General features: G+C 53.8%; 14 protein-coding genes. 1 reads left to right on the top strand and 13 read right to left on the bottom strand.

Annotated features, from left to right (window positions below):
* Positions 1-6: 6 nt before the first annotated feature.
* The 9 genes from pstA to QWT68_RS04550 form a co-directional block, all read right to left on the bottom strand.
* Positions 7-891 carry a phosphate ABC transporter permease PstA gene (gene pstA, locus QWT68_RS04590; RefSeq protein ID WP_290150452.1) on the bottom strand — a complete coding sequence of 295 codons (885 nt, stop codon included), beginning with the start codon at positions 889-891 and terminating at the stop codon, positions 7-9.
* Positions 891-1,823: a phosphate ABC transporter permease subunit PstC gene (pstC, locus tag QWT68_RS04585; RefSeq protein WP_040286439.1), complete on the bottom strand. Its 933-nt coding sequence runs from the start codon at positions 1,821-1,823 to the stop codon at positions 891-893. Before pstC ends, pstA begins: the two co-directional genes overlap by 1 nt.
* 34 nt (positions 1,824-1,857) lie before the next feature.
* Positions 1,858-2,772 (bottom strand): phosphate ABC transporter substrate-binding protein PstS family protein, encoded by a 915-nt coding sequence (locus tag QWT68_RS04580; RefSeq protein WP_290149860.1) that lies wholly within the window; start codon positions 2,770-2,772, stop codon positions 1,858-1,860.
* Between the two features lie 177 nt (positions 2,773-2,949).
* The gene (locus QWT68_RS04575; protein WP_040287221.1) at positions 2,950-3,654 is read right to left on the bottom strand and encodes a response regulator transcription factor; all 705 of its coding nucleotides are present in this window, start codon (positions 3,652-3,654) and stop codon (positions 2,950-2,952) included.
* A 112-nt stretch (positions 3,655-3,766) separates the two neighbouring features.
* On the bottom strand, positions 3,767-4,441 hold the full coding sequence (locus QWT68_RS04570; protein WP_290149858.1) for a hypothetical protein: 675 nt from the start codon (positions 4,439-4,441) through the stop codon (positions 3,767-3,769).
* 118 nt (positions 4,442-4,559) lie between these two features.
* Positions 4,560-5,885: a sodium-dependent transporter gene (locus tag QWT68_RS04565; protein WP_040286436.1), complete on the bottom strand. Its 1,326-nt coding sequence runs from the start codon at positions 5,883-5,885 to the stop codon at positions 4,560-4,562.
* Between the two features lie 31 nt (positions 5,886-5,916).
* Complete coding sequence (locus tag QWT68_RS04560) at positions 5,917-7,170, bottom strand: hypothetical protein (RefSeq protein WP_290149856.1); 1,254 nt, start codon at positions 7,168-7,170, stop codon at positions 5,917-5,919.
* A 20-nt stretch (positions 7,171-7,190) separates the two neighbouring features.
* Positions 7,191-7,505 carry a nucleotide excision repair endonuclease gene (locus tag QWT68_RS04555; protein ID WP_082023379.1) on the bottom strand — a complete coding sequence of 105 codons (315 nt, stop codon included), beginning with the start codon at positions 7,503-7,505 and terminating at the stop codon, positions 7,191-7,193.
* 180 nt (positions 7,506-7,685) lie between these two features.
* Positions 7,686-8,480 carry a VLRF1 family aeRF1-type release factor gene (locus tag QWT68_RS04550; RefSeq protein ID WP_290149853.1) on the bottom strand — a complete coding sequence of 265 codons (795 nt, stop codon included), beginning with the start codon at positions 8,478-8,480 and terminating at the stop codon, positions 7,686-7,688.
* 178 nt (positions 8,481-8,658) lie between these two features.
* On the opposite strand from QWT68_RS04550, the gene QWT68_RS04545 reads away from it, so the two are divergent.
* Positions 8,659-9,360, top strand: coding sequence for a YjjG family noncanonical pyrimidine nucleotidase (locus tag QWT68_RS04545; protein WP_052461761.1), 702 nt, complete (start codon positions 8,659-8,661; stop codon positions 9,358-9,360).
* A gap of 77 nt (positions 9,361-9,437) precedes the next feature.
* On the opposite strand, the gene QWT68_RS04540 is transcribed toward QWT68_RS04545, so the two are convergent.
* The 4 genes from QWT68_RS04540 to QWT68_RS04525 all read right to left on the bottom strand — a co-directional run bounded on the left by QWT68_RS04540 (position 9,438) and on the right by QWT68_RS04525 (position 14,660).
* Positions 9,438-10,421, bottom strand: coding sequence for a YecA family protein (locus QWT68_RS04540; RefSeq protein ID WP_290149850.1), 984 nt, complete (start codon positions 10,419-10,421; stop codon positions 9,438-9,440).
* A gap of 68 nt (positions 10,422-10,489) precedes the next feature.
* The gene (locus QWT68_RS04535; protein WP_290149848.1) at positions 10,490-12,058 is read right to left on the bottom strand and encodes a sensor domain-containing diguanylate cyclase; all 1,569 of its coding nucleotides are present in this window, start codon (positions 12,056-12,058) and stop codon (positions 10,490-10,492) included.
* A 94-nt stretch (positions 12,059-12,152) separates the two neighbouring features.
* Positions 12,153-13,079, bottom strand: coding sequence for a patatin-like phospholipase family protein (locus QWT68_RS04530; RefSeq protein WP_290149846.1), 927 nt, complete (start codon positions 13,077-13,079; stop codon positions 12,153-12,155).
* Positions 13,080-13,463: 384 nt separating this feature from the next.
* The gene (locus tag QWT68_RS04525) at positions 13,464-14,660 is read right to left on the bottom strand and encodes an MFS transporter (protein WP_040286429.1); all 1,197 of its coding nucleotides are present in this window, start codon (positions 14,658-14,660) and stop codon (positions 13,464-13,466) included.
* Positions 14,661-14,736: the final 76 nt, after the last annotated feature.

Here is a 14,736-nt window from a genome sequence, read left to right as displayed (position 1 = left end):
CCTATTCTAGCTTGCGCTCATTTTTTTGAAGACGAAGCGGCCGATGAAACGTGCTGCCAGGTTGAACAGCAGGATGGACAGGATCAGCAGGGCCGCGGCACCATCTGAGATTGCGGCCGCATCCGGCATGATGCCTTCCCCATTGATTTTCCAAATATGGACGGCCATCGTTTCGGCAGGTCTGAACGGATTGAGCGGCGACACCGGCGACAGTGGATTCCAGTCACTGAAATCGAGTGCCGGCGTACTCATGCCGGCTGTATAGATGAGTGCCGCCGCTTCCCCGAATACCCGGCCAGCCGCCAGGATGATCCCCGTCAGCAGTCCCGGCAGCGCAGCGGGCAGAACGATCTGTGTAATCGTCTCCCATTTGGAGAACCCAAGTGCAAAGCCGGCATCCCGCTGTGCACGCGGCACGTTCTCAACCGATTGCTCGACGACCCGGACAAGCAGGGGCAGGTTGAATACGGACAGCGCGAGTGCTCCGGATATGATGGAGAATCCCCAGCCCATATAGATGACGAAAAACAGAAAGCCGAACAGACCGACGACAATCGAAGGCAGGGACGACAGGACTTCTATCGCGACCCGCAGACTGCGGATGAGCCAGCTGTCTTTTGCATATTCGGCGAGATAGATACCTGCGCCAAGTGCGACAGGCAGCGAGAATACGAGCGTCAGGATGAGCAGGTAGAACGAATTGAACAGCTGCGGGCCGACCCCGCCGCCGCTTGTGAAGATCTGCGGTGGCGAGGTGATGAATTCCAGGCTCAATATCGGAAGCCCTTTGACGAATACATAACCGAGAAGCCCGCCGAGCAGCGCGAGGATCAGTCCTGCGATGGCGTAAAGTCCGGCCGTTGCAAGCCGATCCGCCTGTTTTGCATTGATCATCGGCGTTTCCTCCTTCCGATCCAGCGGACACTGAGTGTGAACACGAGTGACATGAGCAGCAGGACGAGTGCGAGTGACCAGAGAGCATTGTTTTCCGCAGTACCGAGAACGGTATACCCCATCCCCATCGTCAGGATGCTCGTCAATGTCGAGGCAGGCTCGAACAGTGAATGCGGCAGCACGGCGGCGTTGCCGATCACCATCTGGACTGCAAGAGCTTCACCGAATGCGCGTGCCATTCCGAAGATGACAGCCATCAGCAGTCCCGGTTTGGCGGTTGCCAGGATCACTTTACAGATCATCTGCCAACGTGTGGACCCGAGTGCGAGAGACGCTTCCCGGAGCTGGCGCGGGACTGACTGGATCGCATCGAATGCAAGGCTTGTCACTGTCGGCAGGATCATGACCGACAGCACGATGGTGCCTGCTGCGATTCCGAAGCCGCTTCCTGATACATGGTCCCGCAGCAGCGGGACGACGACACTGAGACCGATGAAGCCATACACGACGGAAGGAATTCCGACAAGCAGCTCGATCACCGGCTGCAGTATGGTCCTTCCCGACTTCGGCGAAATTTCACTCATGAACAAGGCGGCACCGACAGCGATCGGCGTGCAGAGGATCGCCGAAAGCCCGGTGACCGCAAGCGACCCTGCAAGGAACGGCAGGGCGCCGATGATCGGCTGGCCCGATCCAGTTTGCCGGCCGGGATTCCAGGAGGTTCCTGTGAAGAATTGTTTCACACTTCCGCCGTTCACCGTGAATGTCGATATCCCTTTTGTAAAGACGAGGAAGAAGATTGCCGCAGTCAGCAGTGCGGTCATCAGAACGGCGGCAAAGGTCAATCCTCTGCCGATCCGTTCAGTGTGCTGTTTTCTGCTTCGTCTGAATAACGGATGCTCCGTCTCTTTCACTAACTTGGCCATCATCCGTTCCCCTTTCTGCGAAGACTGCGTTCTGCAGTTACTTTGTTTTCTCGATGGTACCTTCTGCATCCCGCTCGACTTCCATACCGGTCACCGGCAGGTAGCCCATCTCAGGAAGCAGTGTATCCTGTACGTCATCCGACAAGATGTAGTCGATCAGCTCTTTCGCGAGCCCGTCCGCTTCCCCATTCGTATACATGTGCTGGTAGGCCCAGATCTCCCAATTGTTCGTTTCGACTTCCTCTTTGGTCGGAGAGACACCATTCACTTTCAAAGCCGTGACGGAATCATCGAAGTACGAGAACGCCAGATAGCTGATGGCGCCTGGTGTTTCGCTGACAATCTTCCGGACAGTGCCTGAGGAATCCTGTTCCTGGGCGTCCATCGGTTCGTTCCCGTCCAGTCCGAATGCCTCGAATGTGGCGCGGGTGCCGGAGCCTTGCGCCCGGTTGATGACCGAGATTTCCTGGTCCGCTCCGCCAAGCTCTTTCCAGTTCGTCAGTTTGCCTGTGAAGATATCGATCAATTCTTCCGACGTGACATCTTCCACACCGGTATCCGGATGGACGACCGGCCCCATGCCGACGACTGCCACTTTATGGTCAACGATCTTGCTTGCATCGATTCCGTCCTTCTCTTCAGCGAAGATATCAGAATTTCCGATATCGACAGCTCCTTCACTGATCTTGCTGAGCCCTGTGCCGCTGCCGCCTCCCTGGACGTTGATGACAGCGCCCGGATGATCTGCGCTGTATTGCTGGGCTGCAGCTTCAACTAGCGGCTGGAGTGCACTTGAGCCGACCGCCGTAATGTTGCCTGATGCTTCTGCGGCAGGTTCCTTCGCATCTGCCCCGCCTTCTGACTGTTCTGCTTTTGACGAACTGCAGGCTGCGGACAATCCGGCACACAATAGAATAGCTGCTGCGAATGATAACCGATTTCTTTTCTTCAATCTGTATCCCACCTCAACATTTTTTTACAGCTCTCGTTCGCTGCTGTATCTATACTGTAACGAAGCAGTATTAAGGGCACTTGAAGCGGAAGTAAAGGTTATGTAAAGATCATATATTGATAGCTTTACACGAAAAAAACCGCCTGGCATAGGCGGTTTCGCGGTATGTATGCAGGATCAGTCACTGATCCGTTCCAGTTTGTAGCCGAACCCCCGGACGGTCTTGATATACATCGGCTTCCTGGAATCCCGTTCGATCTTTTCACGCAAGTGGCTGATATGGACATCTACGATCCTTGAATCCCCGGTATATTCATAGTTCCATACTTTGTCCAGCAGCTGTTCGCGGTTCAGCACTTTGCCGCTGTGGCGCGCGAGGTACAGCAGCAATTCGAATTCTTTCGGCGTCAGGTCCAGCGGCTTACCGGAGAACTGGGCCTCGATCCGTTCTGGATAGATGATCAGCTCCCCGATGCGGAACGGCTTATCCTGCTGCGGCTCAGGTTCTGGAACGGTCAGCCGGGACCTCCGGATGATCGCTTTGACGCGGGCGACCACTTCCCGCGGGCTGAATGGTTTCGTCAAATAGTCGTCAGCCCCCAGTTCGAGTGCGAGAATCTTGTCGAATTCCTCCGATTTTGCGGTCAGCATGAGGATCGGTGTCTGGATTTTCTCCTGCCGCAATGTCTTGCATACTTCCATGCCGTCCATTTCAGGCAGCATGATGTCGAGAATGATCAGATCCGGCCGGTTTTCCGCTGCCATGGTGACGGCTGACTGCCCGTCATGCGTGACATCCGCCAGAAATCCCGACTGTTCCAAATTGTATTTAAGCAATGCAGCTATGGACGGTTCGTCTTCGACAATCAAAACCCTGTTCATCCCTGTCAGCCCCTTTTTCAGTACTTTCACACAAAGCGATAGTCTCCTACCTAATGTAAAGGGTAACCTGTCAAATGTCTACACAATCCTGGCCGAGCAGGGATTCCCTGGTTCAGTCAGCTGGATCGTCTGCTCCATTCACTGCTTGGAACAGTTTATCGTGAATTTCCATACTGGGGTCCTCAATGTAAAAGTCTCCGATCTTCCCCTCTTTCTTATTGAAGACCGCTTTTCCAACCATGTCAAAGCGTCCGGGTTCCATGCCGTCAACCGCCATCTCGACAACTGCCGTGATATTGTACTGGTTGGACGCTGTCTTGACGTCACTCTGGGTGACCTCCGCTTCAATGAGACGCAGACTGTAATTGGTCTCTTCAATCAGATGATACCGGAATACCCCTGTTGCTTTCAGCCGATACAGGCCGTCTTCGGTGAAATAAGGTCCATACAGCGATTCGATCAGGGAATCATAGTCTGCTTGTTTCTCTTTTTCGCTCCCCGGACTGTTCATGATCTCATGCATGACCGCCTGGTATCTGGGGTTCGGCCCGTTCAGTTCGATATTCAGGACGGACTGCACTTTCGCAATCGCCACCGCGGGGATCAGCGTGTCTTCCGTCTTCCCTGCTTTCTCTTTCAGCTGAACGGTTCGCGCTGATTCCTTATCCGATTTCAGGTCCTCTGTATGCGGAGCATCCGTTTTCTCTGTGCATCCTGCGAGCAGCAGGCTGAGCACAACTGCCGCAGCTGAGAAACCTGCCCGCCGTCCCTCTTTCCATCTCCCCATGTTGCCGCCTCCCCGTCTTGTTTTCATCTGCCATGCTAATGTATACGTCCATGAAGACCGGTAAGGTTCAGAATCCCAATAAAAAAATCCGGCACATCCCTGTACCGGATTCCAATTATTATAGTAGATCAACAATCCATGTCGCGAAAATGATGACGATCGCTGCCGGCACGATATACCGGACGAGCGTTTTCCAAATTGTATGCAGTGTCGGATTCATCTTCAGTTCATCTGCAGTATCCTGCTGGCTCAGCACGAAACCTGCAAAGACAGAGACGGCGAGAGCGCCAAGCGGCATCGCGATCCGGCTCGTCAGCAGATCCGCAAAATCGAAGATTGAACCGCCGAAGATCTGGACGTCCTGGAGCAGGCCGAATGACAGGGCACTCGGAATCCCGACGATGAAGATCAGGCCGCCGAACAGCCATGCAGCACGGCCCCGCCGTTCGACTTTGCTTCGGATTCCCGTCGACACGACAATTTCAAGCATTGCAATTGCCGAGGTCAGGGTCGCAAACAGCATAAGGATGAAGAAGACGAGCAGGAAAAAGCCGCCGAACGGAATTTCGTTGAAGATGGCCGGCAGAATGACGAAAATCAGCCCGGGGCCTTCCGCAGGCGATTGGCCGAGCGCGAAAACGGCCGGAAAGATGACGATTCCCGCGAGCAGGGAGATGACGATGTTAAGTACCGAAACGTTCACGGCAGACTGCCCGAGCCGCTCTTCTTTGTTCAGATAGGATGCGTACGTCATCATAGCGGTGACCCCGACACTGAGCGAGAAGAACGCCTGGCCAAGCGCGAGCAGGAAGGTCTTTCCGTTCAAATAGGACCAGTCCGGCACGAACAGGAATTTCAGCCCTTCCATTGCACCGTCAAGCGTCAGCGACCGGATTCCGAGAACGACGAAGAAGATGAACAGCAGCGGCATCATCCACCGGCTGGCCCGTTCGACGCCGCCCCGGATGCCGCTCTGGACGATCCAGATGGTCAGCATGAGGAAAGCGGCCTGGGCGATCAGCACCTCGAATGGATTTTCGATGATACCGTTGAACAGCTGTCCATAGCTGACATTGCTCAAGCCGCCTGTCAGGGACCGGATCAGGTAAGACAGGATCCAGCCGCCGACCACACTGTAGAATGACAGGATGATGAACGACGCGGCCAGACCCATCCAGCCGGCCCAATTCCACTTCCTGCTGCTCGACAGCCGTTCAAGCGATGTGACGGCGTCCGCCTGTCCGCGCCTGCCGATGACAAACTCAGCCAGGAGGATCGGCAGACCAATCGCCAATGTGCAGAGGATGAACAGCAGCACGAACACACTCCCGCCATTCATGCCTGCCATGTAAGGGAATTTCCATATTGCGCCGAGACCGATTGCACTCCCGGCCGCCGCTAAGATGAATCCGATTTTCGATGTCCATTGTTCCCGTTCTTTCATTCCGTACCCTCGTTTCAGGCAAACCAGCAGTTTACACGTCGTTTAGATTTTTCAGATCGCCTGTCACCGCGTCGACACACTCTTCGGAATCGAGGAAGCCGCACAATTTATACCGCTCCGTTTCCTGGTGATAGACATAGACCGGATCCATGGTGATGAACGGCACCATCTCGTCGAATGCACTCTCCTGCGAGACGGTTGCGACGAGCGGCTGGGTGAAGCCTTCGAACAATCTTGCCATTTCATAGGAATCCATGTAATTCAGCACTTCATATGTATGGACATCCATCAGCAGTTTCAGTTTTCTGCGCAGCGGCCCGTTGATGCCGCCGACCATGCGGCATTCGGCTTCGATGATCCCCGGCTGCCTGTACACTTTGTACAGCTCCCATTCCCCTGACCCATCCGACACTGCGGATCCCAGGAAACGGGCAGCCGATCGGGCAGCTTCTTCGAGATCTGCACTATTCAGGTTTTCAGACGGCTCAGCCAGAATCCGGAATGCCTCGTCCGCAGCAAGATTGGAACGGAACGGAGTGACCGGGTGCCGCACATCGCTGATCTCTTCTTCCCCCGTCCAAGTCAGGAGGGCGGCCGGGAAGCATGCCCCCTGGTCTTCCGTATCATACGGAAGCACATGACCGTCCTGTGTGATATATACTTCATCGATCGCATAATAATCCGCAAACCGCTCTTCTTCCTCGATCGGCAGACGGACGAGTGTCAGCTGCTCCCGGACGAGCGGCTCCACATCTTCGAGCGTCAAGTCGAATACAGCCGGCTCGAACACCTGTGATGCGAGCAGGGGCATGATCGCTGTCAGCAGGCGGCCGTCCGCATCCCATTCGATCTTCATATGGGATTCGGTTGCCAGAGGGAACCCTCCGTGTGTCAGGATTGCTTCGTACCCATCTTCACCGGCAGCAGTCAGCGTCAGGGACTGTCCGAATTCCAAGCCGGTCTGCTGTTCAGCCCACTTTTTGAAAAAAGCGGTTTTGTCGCTGTCCGCAGTGAGCGGCATTGCACATGACGTGCCGCCGGCTGCAACTGCCAGTGTGATCTGTCCGAAGCGGAGGGAATAGTCGACGGACACTGCGCCATCCGGCAAGTTCACGTCTTCCTCCTCAACATCCGTATCAGCCGGGTACCAGTCGCAGGATACTATGATGTCCGTGCCTCCGAACGCACACGGCCGTTCAAATAACGACGTATTATGCAGACGGCAGTTTTGCAGGCCGATCATCTCGCTGATCTGCTCTGTGATCTTCTCAATTCGTAAGTCCACTGCTGACGCCTCCTTGGAAATTATTCGAAAAAGACTTTATCGGTATTGTACTTCGCACGCATGGTATTGATGATGTACGTTTCGTAAATTTCGCGCTCCATCGGGTCTTCAACTAGGATGACGCCGATCTTATTCACTTCGTCCCGGTGAGGTTTCAACGGGGACACGTTGTCCTCCAGATGTTTCTTCACTCGCGGGCGCAGTTTCCGTGCTTTGCCGACGAACAGCAATTCGTCCTGTTTGTTATAGAACAGGATAATCCCGCCTTTGTCGCGTGGAATCTCATGCAGATCGACGAACCCGTTCACCGGGGTGATCGGTGTTTCGGATGCCATCTGTTTCTGCAGGCGCTGTTCAATTTTTACAGTGATTTCAGGGATGGTAATCGATATCAATACAGTCACGTCCTATCTCATTTTGTTAGTATCCTACCACACATTCCCCATGAATGCGATTTGTCATTATTTTTCGACGAAAAGACCGCCCTTATACATGGACGGTCTCTGCTGAATTTTTTATTTGCCGAACACTTCATGGAGCACCTTATCCGCGCCGGAATTATTGAGATTCTTGTGCTGGATGCTGTCCGGCTTCTTCTGCATGGCAGCTGCGAACGCCTGCGCATATTCCGCTTCGCCGATGATGTGGACTTCATCCCAATGCCGTTCTTTTTTCATCTTACTGATGTCACCGGCAAGTGATTTGTAGAACCGCTCGAGATTCTCTTTCAATCTATCATCCAGATCGTCCACGTGGCTGCCGCCTGTGCCGCGGCTTCCTGAAGGGTTGAGCCCTTTCTGTTCACGCCAGACGTCGAGTCCGGAGTCGAATGTATAGGTGAAGTCATCGCCGACGTAGCCCATTGCAGTATCCAGGAAACGGACATTGCCGAAGCTCGGCATGACGATTCCCGAGTTCGGATAAGCGCTGAGCATATTATGAAGTTCGTCGATGACGGGATGGTCTTCCCAGTAGAAGTTCGTTTCAATCGGAATTTGCACGTAATAGACGGAAAAAAGTTCAGGATCCGCTGACGCAAAGATGACGACTCCTTTTTTCAAGTCGTTCCGGTTGTCCTCGATCTCCTTGACGACACGGTCTTTCGCTTTCTTGAATGCTTCTGTTTCCGCTTTGTCATCTGCCGCAGCCAGATATTCTTCCAGCCGCTTGAAGCCGGACTTCAGCTGGATCTTCCAAGCACCCTTCTGCTGATCAGGGTCTGCCGGGTTGGTGTTCAGATAGACACTGAGGACACAGCGGTTCTCGCAATGGAAATCTTTCAGAGTTTGAAGTTCTTCACTAAGTGACATAGTCGCTTCGACCTCCTCATAGTTTGCTTCCCTATTCCTCTTTCCCTTCAGCATTAAATACTAAACGGGATTCAGATCGGTTTTCTAAAAATTCATGCAGTATTCCGGATGGGTTGTCCGTCGGTTCCCCCAATGATATACTGCAGAAAAACATGAAGATGGACAGGTGATGAAGTAAATGGATTACGATGTATTTCTATTCGATTTGGATGATACCCTGCTTGAATTTGAAACAAGTGAGCGCAATGCGTTCAAACGGGCATTCACGGAAGCTGGACTTGCGGAAGGACTCGATGCATACCGTTCGGAATACCGCAAGATCAGCAGCGTTCTCTGGCGGGAGCTTGAAGAAGGCAGGACGACGATGGCCGAACTGAAGGTAAGCCGGTTCCGGGAATTGTTCCGGCGGTTTGATATTCGGCTGGATGCCGATGAATTCTCGGAGACATACTTGGCGATGCTCGGAGAGGAGGCGCACCTGATCGACGGAGTGGTCGATATGCTCGACTCGCTCGGCGATGCTCCGCTTGCTATCGTGACAAACGGTTTCGTAAAGGCACAGATTGCACGTATCGCCTGTTCCCCGCTGAACGAGCGCTTCAAGGTCATTCTGTCGTCCGAAGAAGCAGGCTATCAGAAACCGCGGCCGGAAATCTTCCGTGAGGCACTTGAACGTCTTGGAGCGGACGAAACTTCCCGTGTACTGATGACCGGTGATTCCCTCACTTCGGATATCAAGGGCGGAAATCAGGCCGGCCTCGATACATGCTGGTTCAATCCGGATAAGCTTGAAAATAAGACTGACGCTGTACCTACCTATGAAATTTCAGACTGGCGGGAATTCTCGTTCGGGAAATCGGCCGCAGGCACCAAGGGGTAACGAAGCAGCCATCCTTTCACTGAAAACAAAAAAAGGCAGCAGACCGCAATTCAGTTGCGGTCCGCTGCCTTTTCATGTCACTTTTTCCGTTCAGCGTATTCTGAGAGACCGGTATAATACCGGTTCAGCGACGATGGGGAAACCTCGAACGAACCGGCAATCGCTTTTACCGTGAGATCGAGAGGCTCGATCAGACCGCTTTCCATTCCATAACGGATCGCTCCGGCCGCGACGGCTGCATCTTTCCGTGCGTTCGGCTGCTCCTCGACCAGGTAATCCTCTACAAGGTCAAGCAGCTGGCCGCTGTCCCGGCCGTTCTCTTCCAGGAACGCTGCCAACCGGCTGAGGACACCCTGCTCGAAATGGGTGAACTCCTCCCCTTCATAGCCATTTTCGGCGAGCGCCTCCCATAAGGAAACAGCCTGCGCTGCCATGAAGGCTTCCGGTTCCTCAGACTGAGCTCTGAACCTGCTGACAAACGCTTCGAACACCGGCTGCTGATCAACCGGGAAGAAGATCAGCGTCGAGACGGCCAGAAGACGGCCGTTTTCTTTGTCTTCCGGCAGCGTGAAGCACCAGAGATGGACCCCGTCCGGTATGGGCTTGCCTGTTTCTTTCCGAAGCAGGACCTCTTTCTCCCTCAGTCGGTCCATAACAGTGATCGTCTCAGCGTCCGATGTCTTCACCTGACCAAGAAGTGTGAGGGGGGTCCCCCAATTTTCCAGAAGCCGGATGATGGAAGGCCGGATCGCTTTCTTCAGCTGTTTCTTAACAAAGCCTGCCCAAATATCATGACGGTGATGGAAAAAGAATTCATCAAGCGCAATCGCTTCGATCATTTCTTCATTATAGGAAGAGGCGAGCGGCCGTTTCCAGTTGAGTGCAAATTCCCGGTAGTCTCCGAAATCCTTTTTCTTCGGGTATTCATCATAGAACGCCTGCAGGGTCCGCTCGATCTCTTCGGATTTCACGGCTTCTACGGTCGTCTGTTCATTCGTCTCACAGCATTTCTTATACTTTTTCCCGCTGCCGCAAGGGCACGGATCGTTTCTGCCAATCATAGTCAACACCTGTTTCTTTATAAGCTGTTGTATAGTTTATCACTTTTATCTGTCTCCGGGAAGGGTGCCTACACTGTAGGTTGGAATTCCTCTGCATCGACGACACGGTTACGGCCATTTTCTTTGGCGTAATACAGGCACTCATCAGCAATTTCAATCAGACGTAAAAAGTGGATGGCATGTTCCGGCAGCTGAGCTGTCCCAGCGGAGAATGTGATCGGTTCACCGACAGGGCTGTTCTCAGCAGAGACATCGATCCGGAGCCGGTCTGCAAAGCGGGCCGCTTCCCTGCTGGTTCTGCCGGGCAGAACGATGACAAACTCCTCGCCGCCATACCGGTAGCAGGTGCCGGCTGTCCCGGTGTGCTCCGTCATCTTGCGGGCCAGGAACTTCAGCACCTCATCGCCGGCACTGTGACCGTATGTGTCGTTGATCCGTTTGAATCGGTCGATATCCAGGATGATAAGCGAGAATCCCGTTTTCTGCTCGGTCAGGGTGCGCGTTTGTTCAGTCAGCGCCCTCCGGTTGAACAGGCCGGTCAGTGGATCTGTCGAGGACTCCAGTATGAAATGGTCCATTTGTTCCCGGTAATTCATGAAACTGTCATTGAGCGCCCTGTCCAGTTCGATCGCCTCACGGTACCAGGCCCCGCTGTCGACAGTCTGCGGACCGGTGCCATTCTTATGATCGGCCGCATACCCCGCAAGGCGTTCCAGAGGTCTTGCGATTCTGGACGCCATATATAGAATGAGCAGAGCAGAGAGGATAAGCAGCGGAATTGTTTTGACGATCATTTCCAACAGCATCCGATTCGCAGGAGCAAGCGCTTTTTCGGCAGGCCGCTGGGAGACGATACCCCAGCCTGTCAGCGGGATGACAGCATATCCTGCAAGCATCTTCTGGTCCCGGCTGTTCACAAGCTGCATACTGCCTTCATTCCCCCGCTTGAGTTCTTCGATGACTTTGTTATTGTCAACATATTCCCCTACCCTGCTCGGATCCACATGGTACATGAGCATCCCCCGGCTGTCGACGACGTATACATACGAACCGTCCTCATAGAAATGCTGACCAAGCAGGTTATAGAGTACATTCTCTTCCGATAGATAAATGCTGCCGCCGACCATGCCGGCAATCTCCCCATCAGCGTTAAGGATCGGGGTGCTGATGAAAACGATCAGACGACCCGTTTTGGAAGTGAACGGCTCACTGATCTCCGGCAGACCAGTATGCAGTGATTTCACTGTATCCGTCCCTTGCATAGGCTCACCGACCAGCCCTTCCACACCTTTCGATGTCCCCCGGATGATGCCCCTGCCGTCCGTAATGACGACAGAGCTCAAGGATTCCGACTGGACCACCAGCCGTTCCGCTTCACGGTTCAAGTATTCGGTGTTTTCAAAGCTGACCGCCTTTGACAGGCTCGAAGCCGAATATGCGAGCGTCCGTTCCGTCCGCAGGAGATAGCCTTCTGTAATCTTCGCAAGTTTCTGGGCATATGCCGAATTGGTCTCCAGGGTGATGTCTTTCAGTGTCTGCCGGTCGGCCCGGTATCCGGCATACAGGCTGCTGGCGAGTGTAAGTATGATGGACAGGAGTGCCATTCCGAGTAACAGTTGTTTGATCGATCGCTTCATAGCCGGACACCGCCTTTAGTTTTGAATAGTTATATATACTCACGACTATTATGCCACATGTTAAGAAAGAACTAGCATTGGTTTTGGAGATTGATCAGCCAGTCATCCGTCTGTGGCGCAGAACAGGATGCCTGCCGGTGAACGTGGCGGTTTTCAGATACTTCTCGGCAGATCGGGTGCCCGACTGGAGGAGTTCCTGCTTCTCTTCATCAGAGAGGGCGAACTGTACAGCGGAGATCCCCTCCGTCGGAATGAACAGCACATCCTGTTCCAGATGCTTTGGAATATGCTTTTGGTCATGTGCGTCTTTCATCGTCGAAAAGAGGGCTTCGTAAAGGGTGAGACCGTTCCGGATGGATTTTTCTTTTTTGTGTCCGGCTTCATACGTGAGCTTCATTCCGACAACTGGCCGTGCGGGCGGTTTTTCTGCTTCACCGAACACCCAGAGCGGGAAGTTGCTCAGCACCCCTCCGTCCACAGTGACGGCATTGCCGGCCAAGGAATGGAGGGGGACAGGCTCGAAAAAGAAAGGGATGCTGGTACTCATCCGCAGCGCACGGGCCACCGGGAAAAAGTCCGGCCGGAGTCCATACTCTTCCAGATCATCTGGCAGGATGACCAGCTTGCCGTTCGTCAAATCGGACACGACGATTTTCAGCGACCCTTCCGGCAGGTCTGCAAACGTGTACACCCCTTTTTCCGCAAGCAGGTCACTGAACCAGTTCTCCAGCGCTACCCCTTTGTACAGCCCCATCTTCCAGTACAGCTGGATCCATTTAAGGAATGGCACGGGAAACCAAGTCTTGCGGGCATCGAGCAGAGCCGGGAAGTCCTGTTCCATCAGGACGTCCTCCATCTCGCTGGCCGAGTAGCCGGAAGCGATCATTGCGGCAACGATTGCTCCTGCACTCGTACCGACCGTATTTTTGAACGTGTACCCATTCTCTTCAAATACTTTGCAGGCTCCGACAAGTGCGAGCCCTTTCATGCCGCCGCCTGAGAATACGCCATCTATCTCCAAGTTCTCTCCTCCCTTTTTTCTACTGTAAGGTCAGGAGGAAGTAAATAGAACAAAAAAGACCATCAGTTGACATGAGGGTGAACAGCTGGTATACTTTATAAGTTAACAATTGTTTTGTTGATTGTTTGAATTCTGGCATTCTGCGGAATGTTTACCGATAATACGTATTCACACTGGCGCGGCTATAGGGCCGCAAGGACGCAAAAGTAGGTAGGGTTTGCGTTGCTTATGTTAGGAAACACCTGCTGGACAACGACCGCGGCAAATGATCGTTGTGACACATCACATTTCGAAAACAATCATCCACTATTGACGATTCGATAATCAGCAAGACACAAAAAACAAAGGGGCGCCCCATTACCGGGCGCCCCTTTTCCAATGGGTTCATGTCTCTGCTCTGTCGCCGATCAGCACAGCGAGAATGATCATTCCGACAAACATCGCTGCAAACAATGAGATGGTCACCTGATGGGTTCCCGTCAGATCATATAGGACCCCGATGACGAGCGGCAGCAGACCGCCGATCACATATCCTCCCGTCTGCATCATTGCAGTCCATGAATTGGTTTCCGCAGCGCTCTCCGTTTCGTCCAGCGGAAGCACGAGTGCGATCGGAAACATTCCGCCAAGCGGGATGCCCATCAGCAGAGCCCCGACCCAGAGCAGCGGGATATAGCCTGTATAAAACAGCCCGACAGCAATCAGACCCACGGACAGGATGAACAGCAGCCACATCTTCCTGCCGGGGTACTTTTCCATCATCAGCGGAATCGAGATATTGAGGACGATCTGCACTGCCGTCATCATGCTGACGAGCGTTCCCGCCTGTACGAGCGTCATGCCTTTCGAGACGGCGATCGGTGCCAGCCAGATGACGACGGAAAAGAACGCGGCCGACTGGAGTCCGAAGAACAGCAGGAACAGCCAGGCTTTCCCCGTCTTCCATGGGGAGCGGCCCGGGCTTGCAGCGGCAACTGTCTTCTGCTTCGCGTTCTGCCTCACCATGACCGTGTCATTCGCGGAAGACAGCCAGGCAGCGACACCGATGAACGCAAGCACCGCCCAGATGCTGAGGGCAAACGGATACGAACCCGTCGCTTCATAGAAGTAGGCGGATAACCCTGTACTCAGTGTAGCGCCGGTCCCGAGACCGAACGAATAGATGCCGATCACCGCGCCCGCACGATGCGGGAAGTTCTGTTTGATCATCGCGGACAGCAGCGGACCGGCCACTGCGATGGCGACACCTGCCCCGACGGACGAAATGACGAGCATAGAGTACGTCGGGATGAATTCCCGGACAGCCGTCATGACACCGATCAGCAGCACCATTGCCACCATCGTCGCATTCAGTCCGATACGGCGGTTCAGCACCGGCGCAAGCGATGCAAAAATCCCCATGCAGACGACCGGCAAGGCGGTCAGCAGACTGACCTGTGCGTTCGTAAGTTCCAGATCGGCCCGAATCGTATCGAGCAGCGGACCGATCGATGTGACAGCCGGCCGCATATTGAGCGATACTGCAAAAATGGCGAAAATCATCAAGTACATCTGCTTAATAGTCATTTGATTGGTTTCCATAGGCAGTCCCTTCCCTCACAGGTTCCTCCGAACTTGCGTTTGCCCCTCACTGCGGTTATAATTTCCAGTGAAAGGG

It is taken from the genome of Sporosarcina trichiuri (assembly GCF_030406775.1).
Taxonomy (GTDB): Bacteria; Bacillota; Bacilli; order Bacillales_A; family Planococcaceae; genus Sporosarcina; species Sporosarcina trichiuri.
Note: the sequence above shows the minus strand (reverse complement) of the source record. Positions and strands in the feature narration are given on the sequence as shown.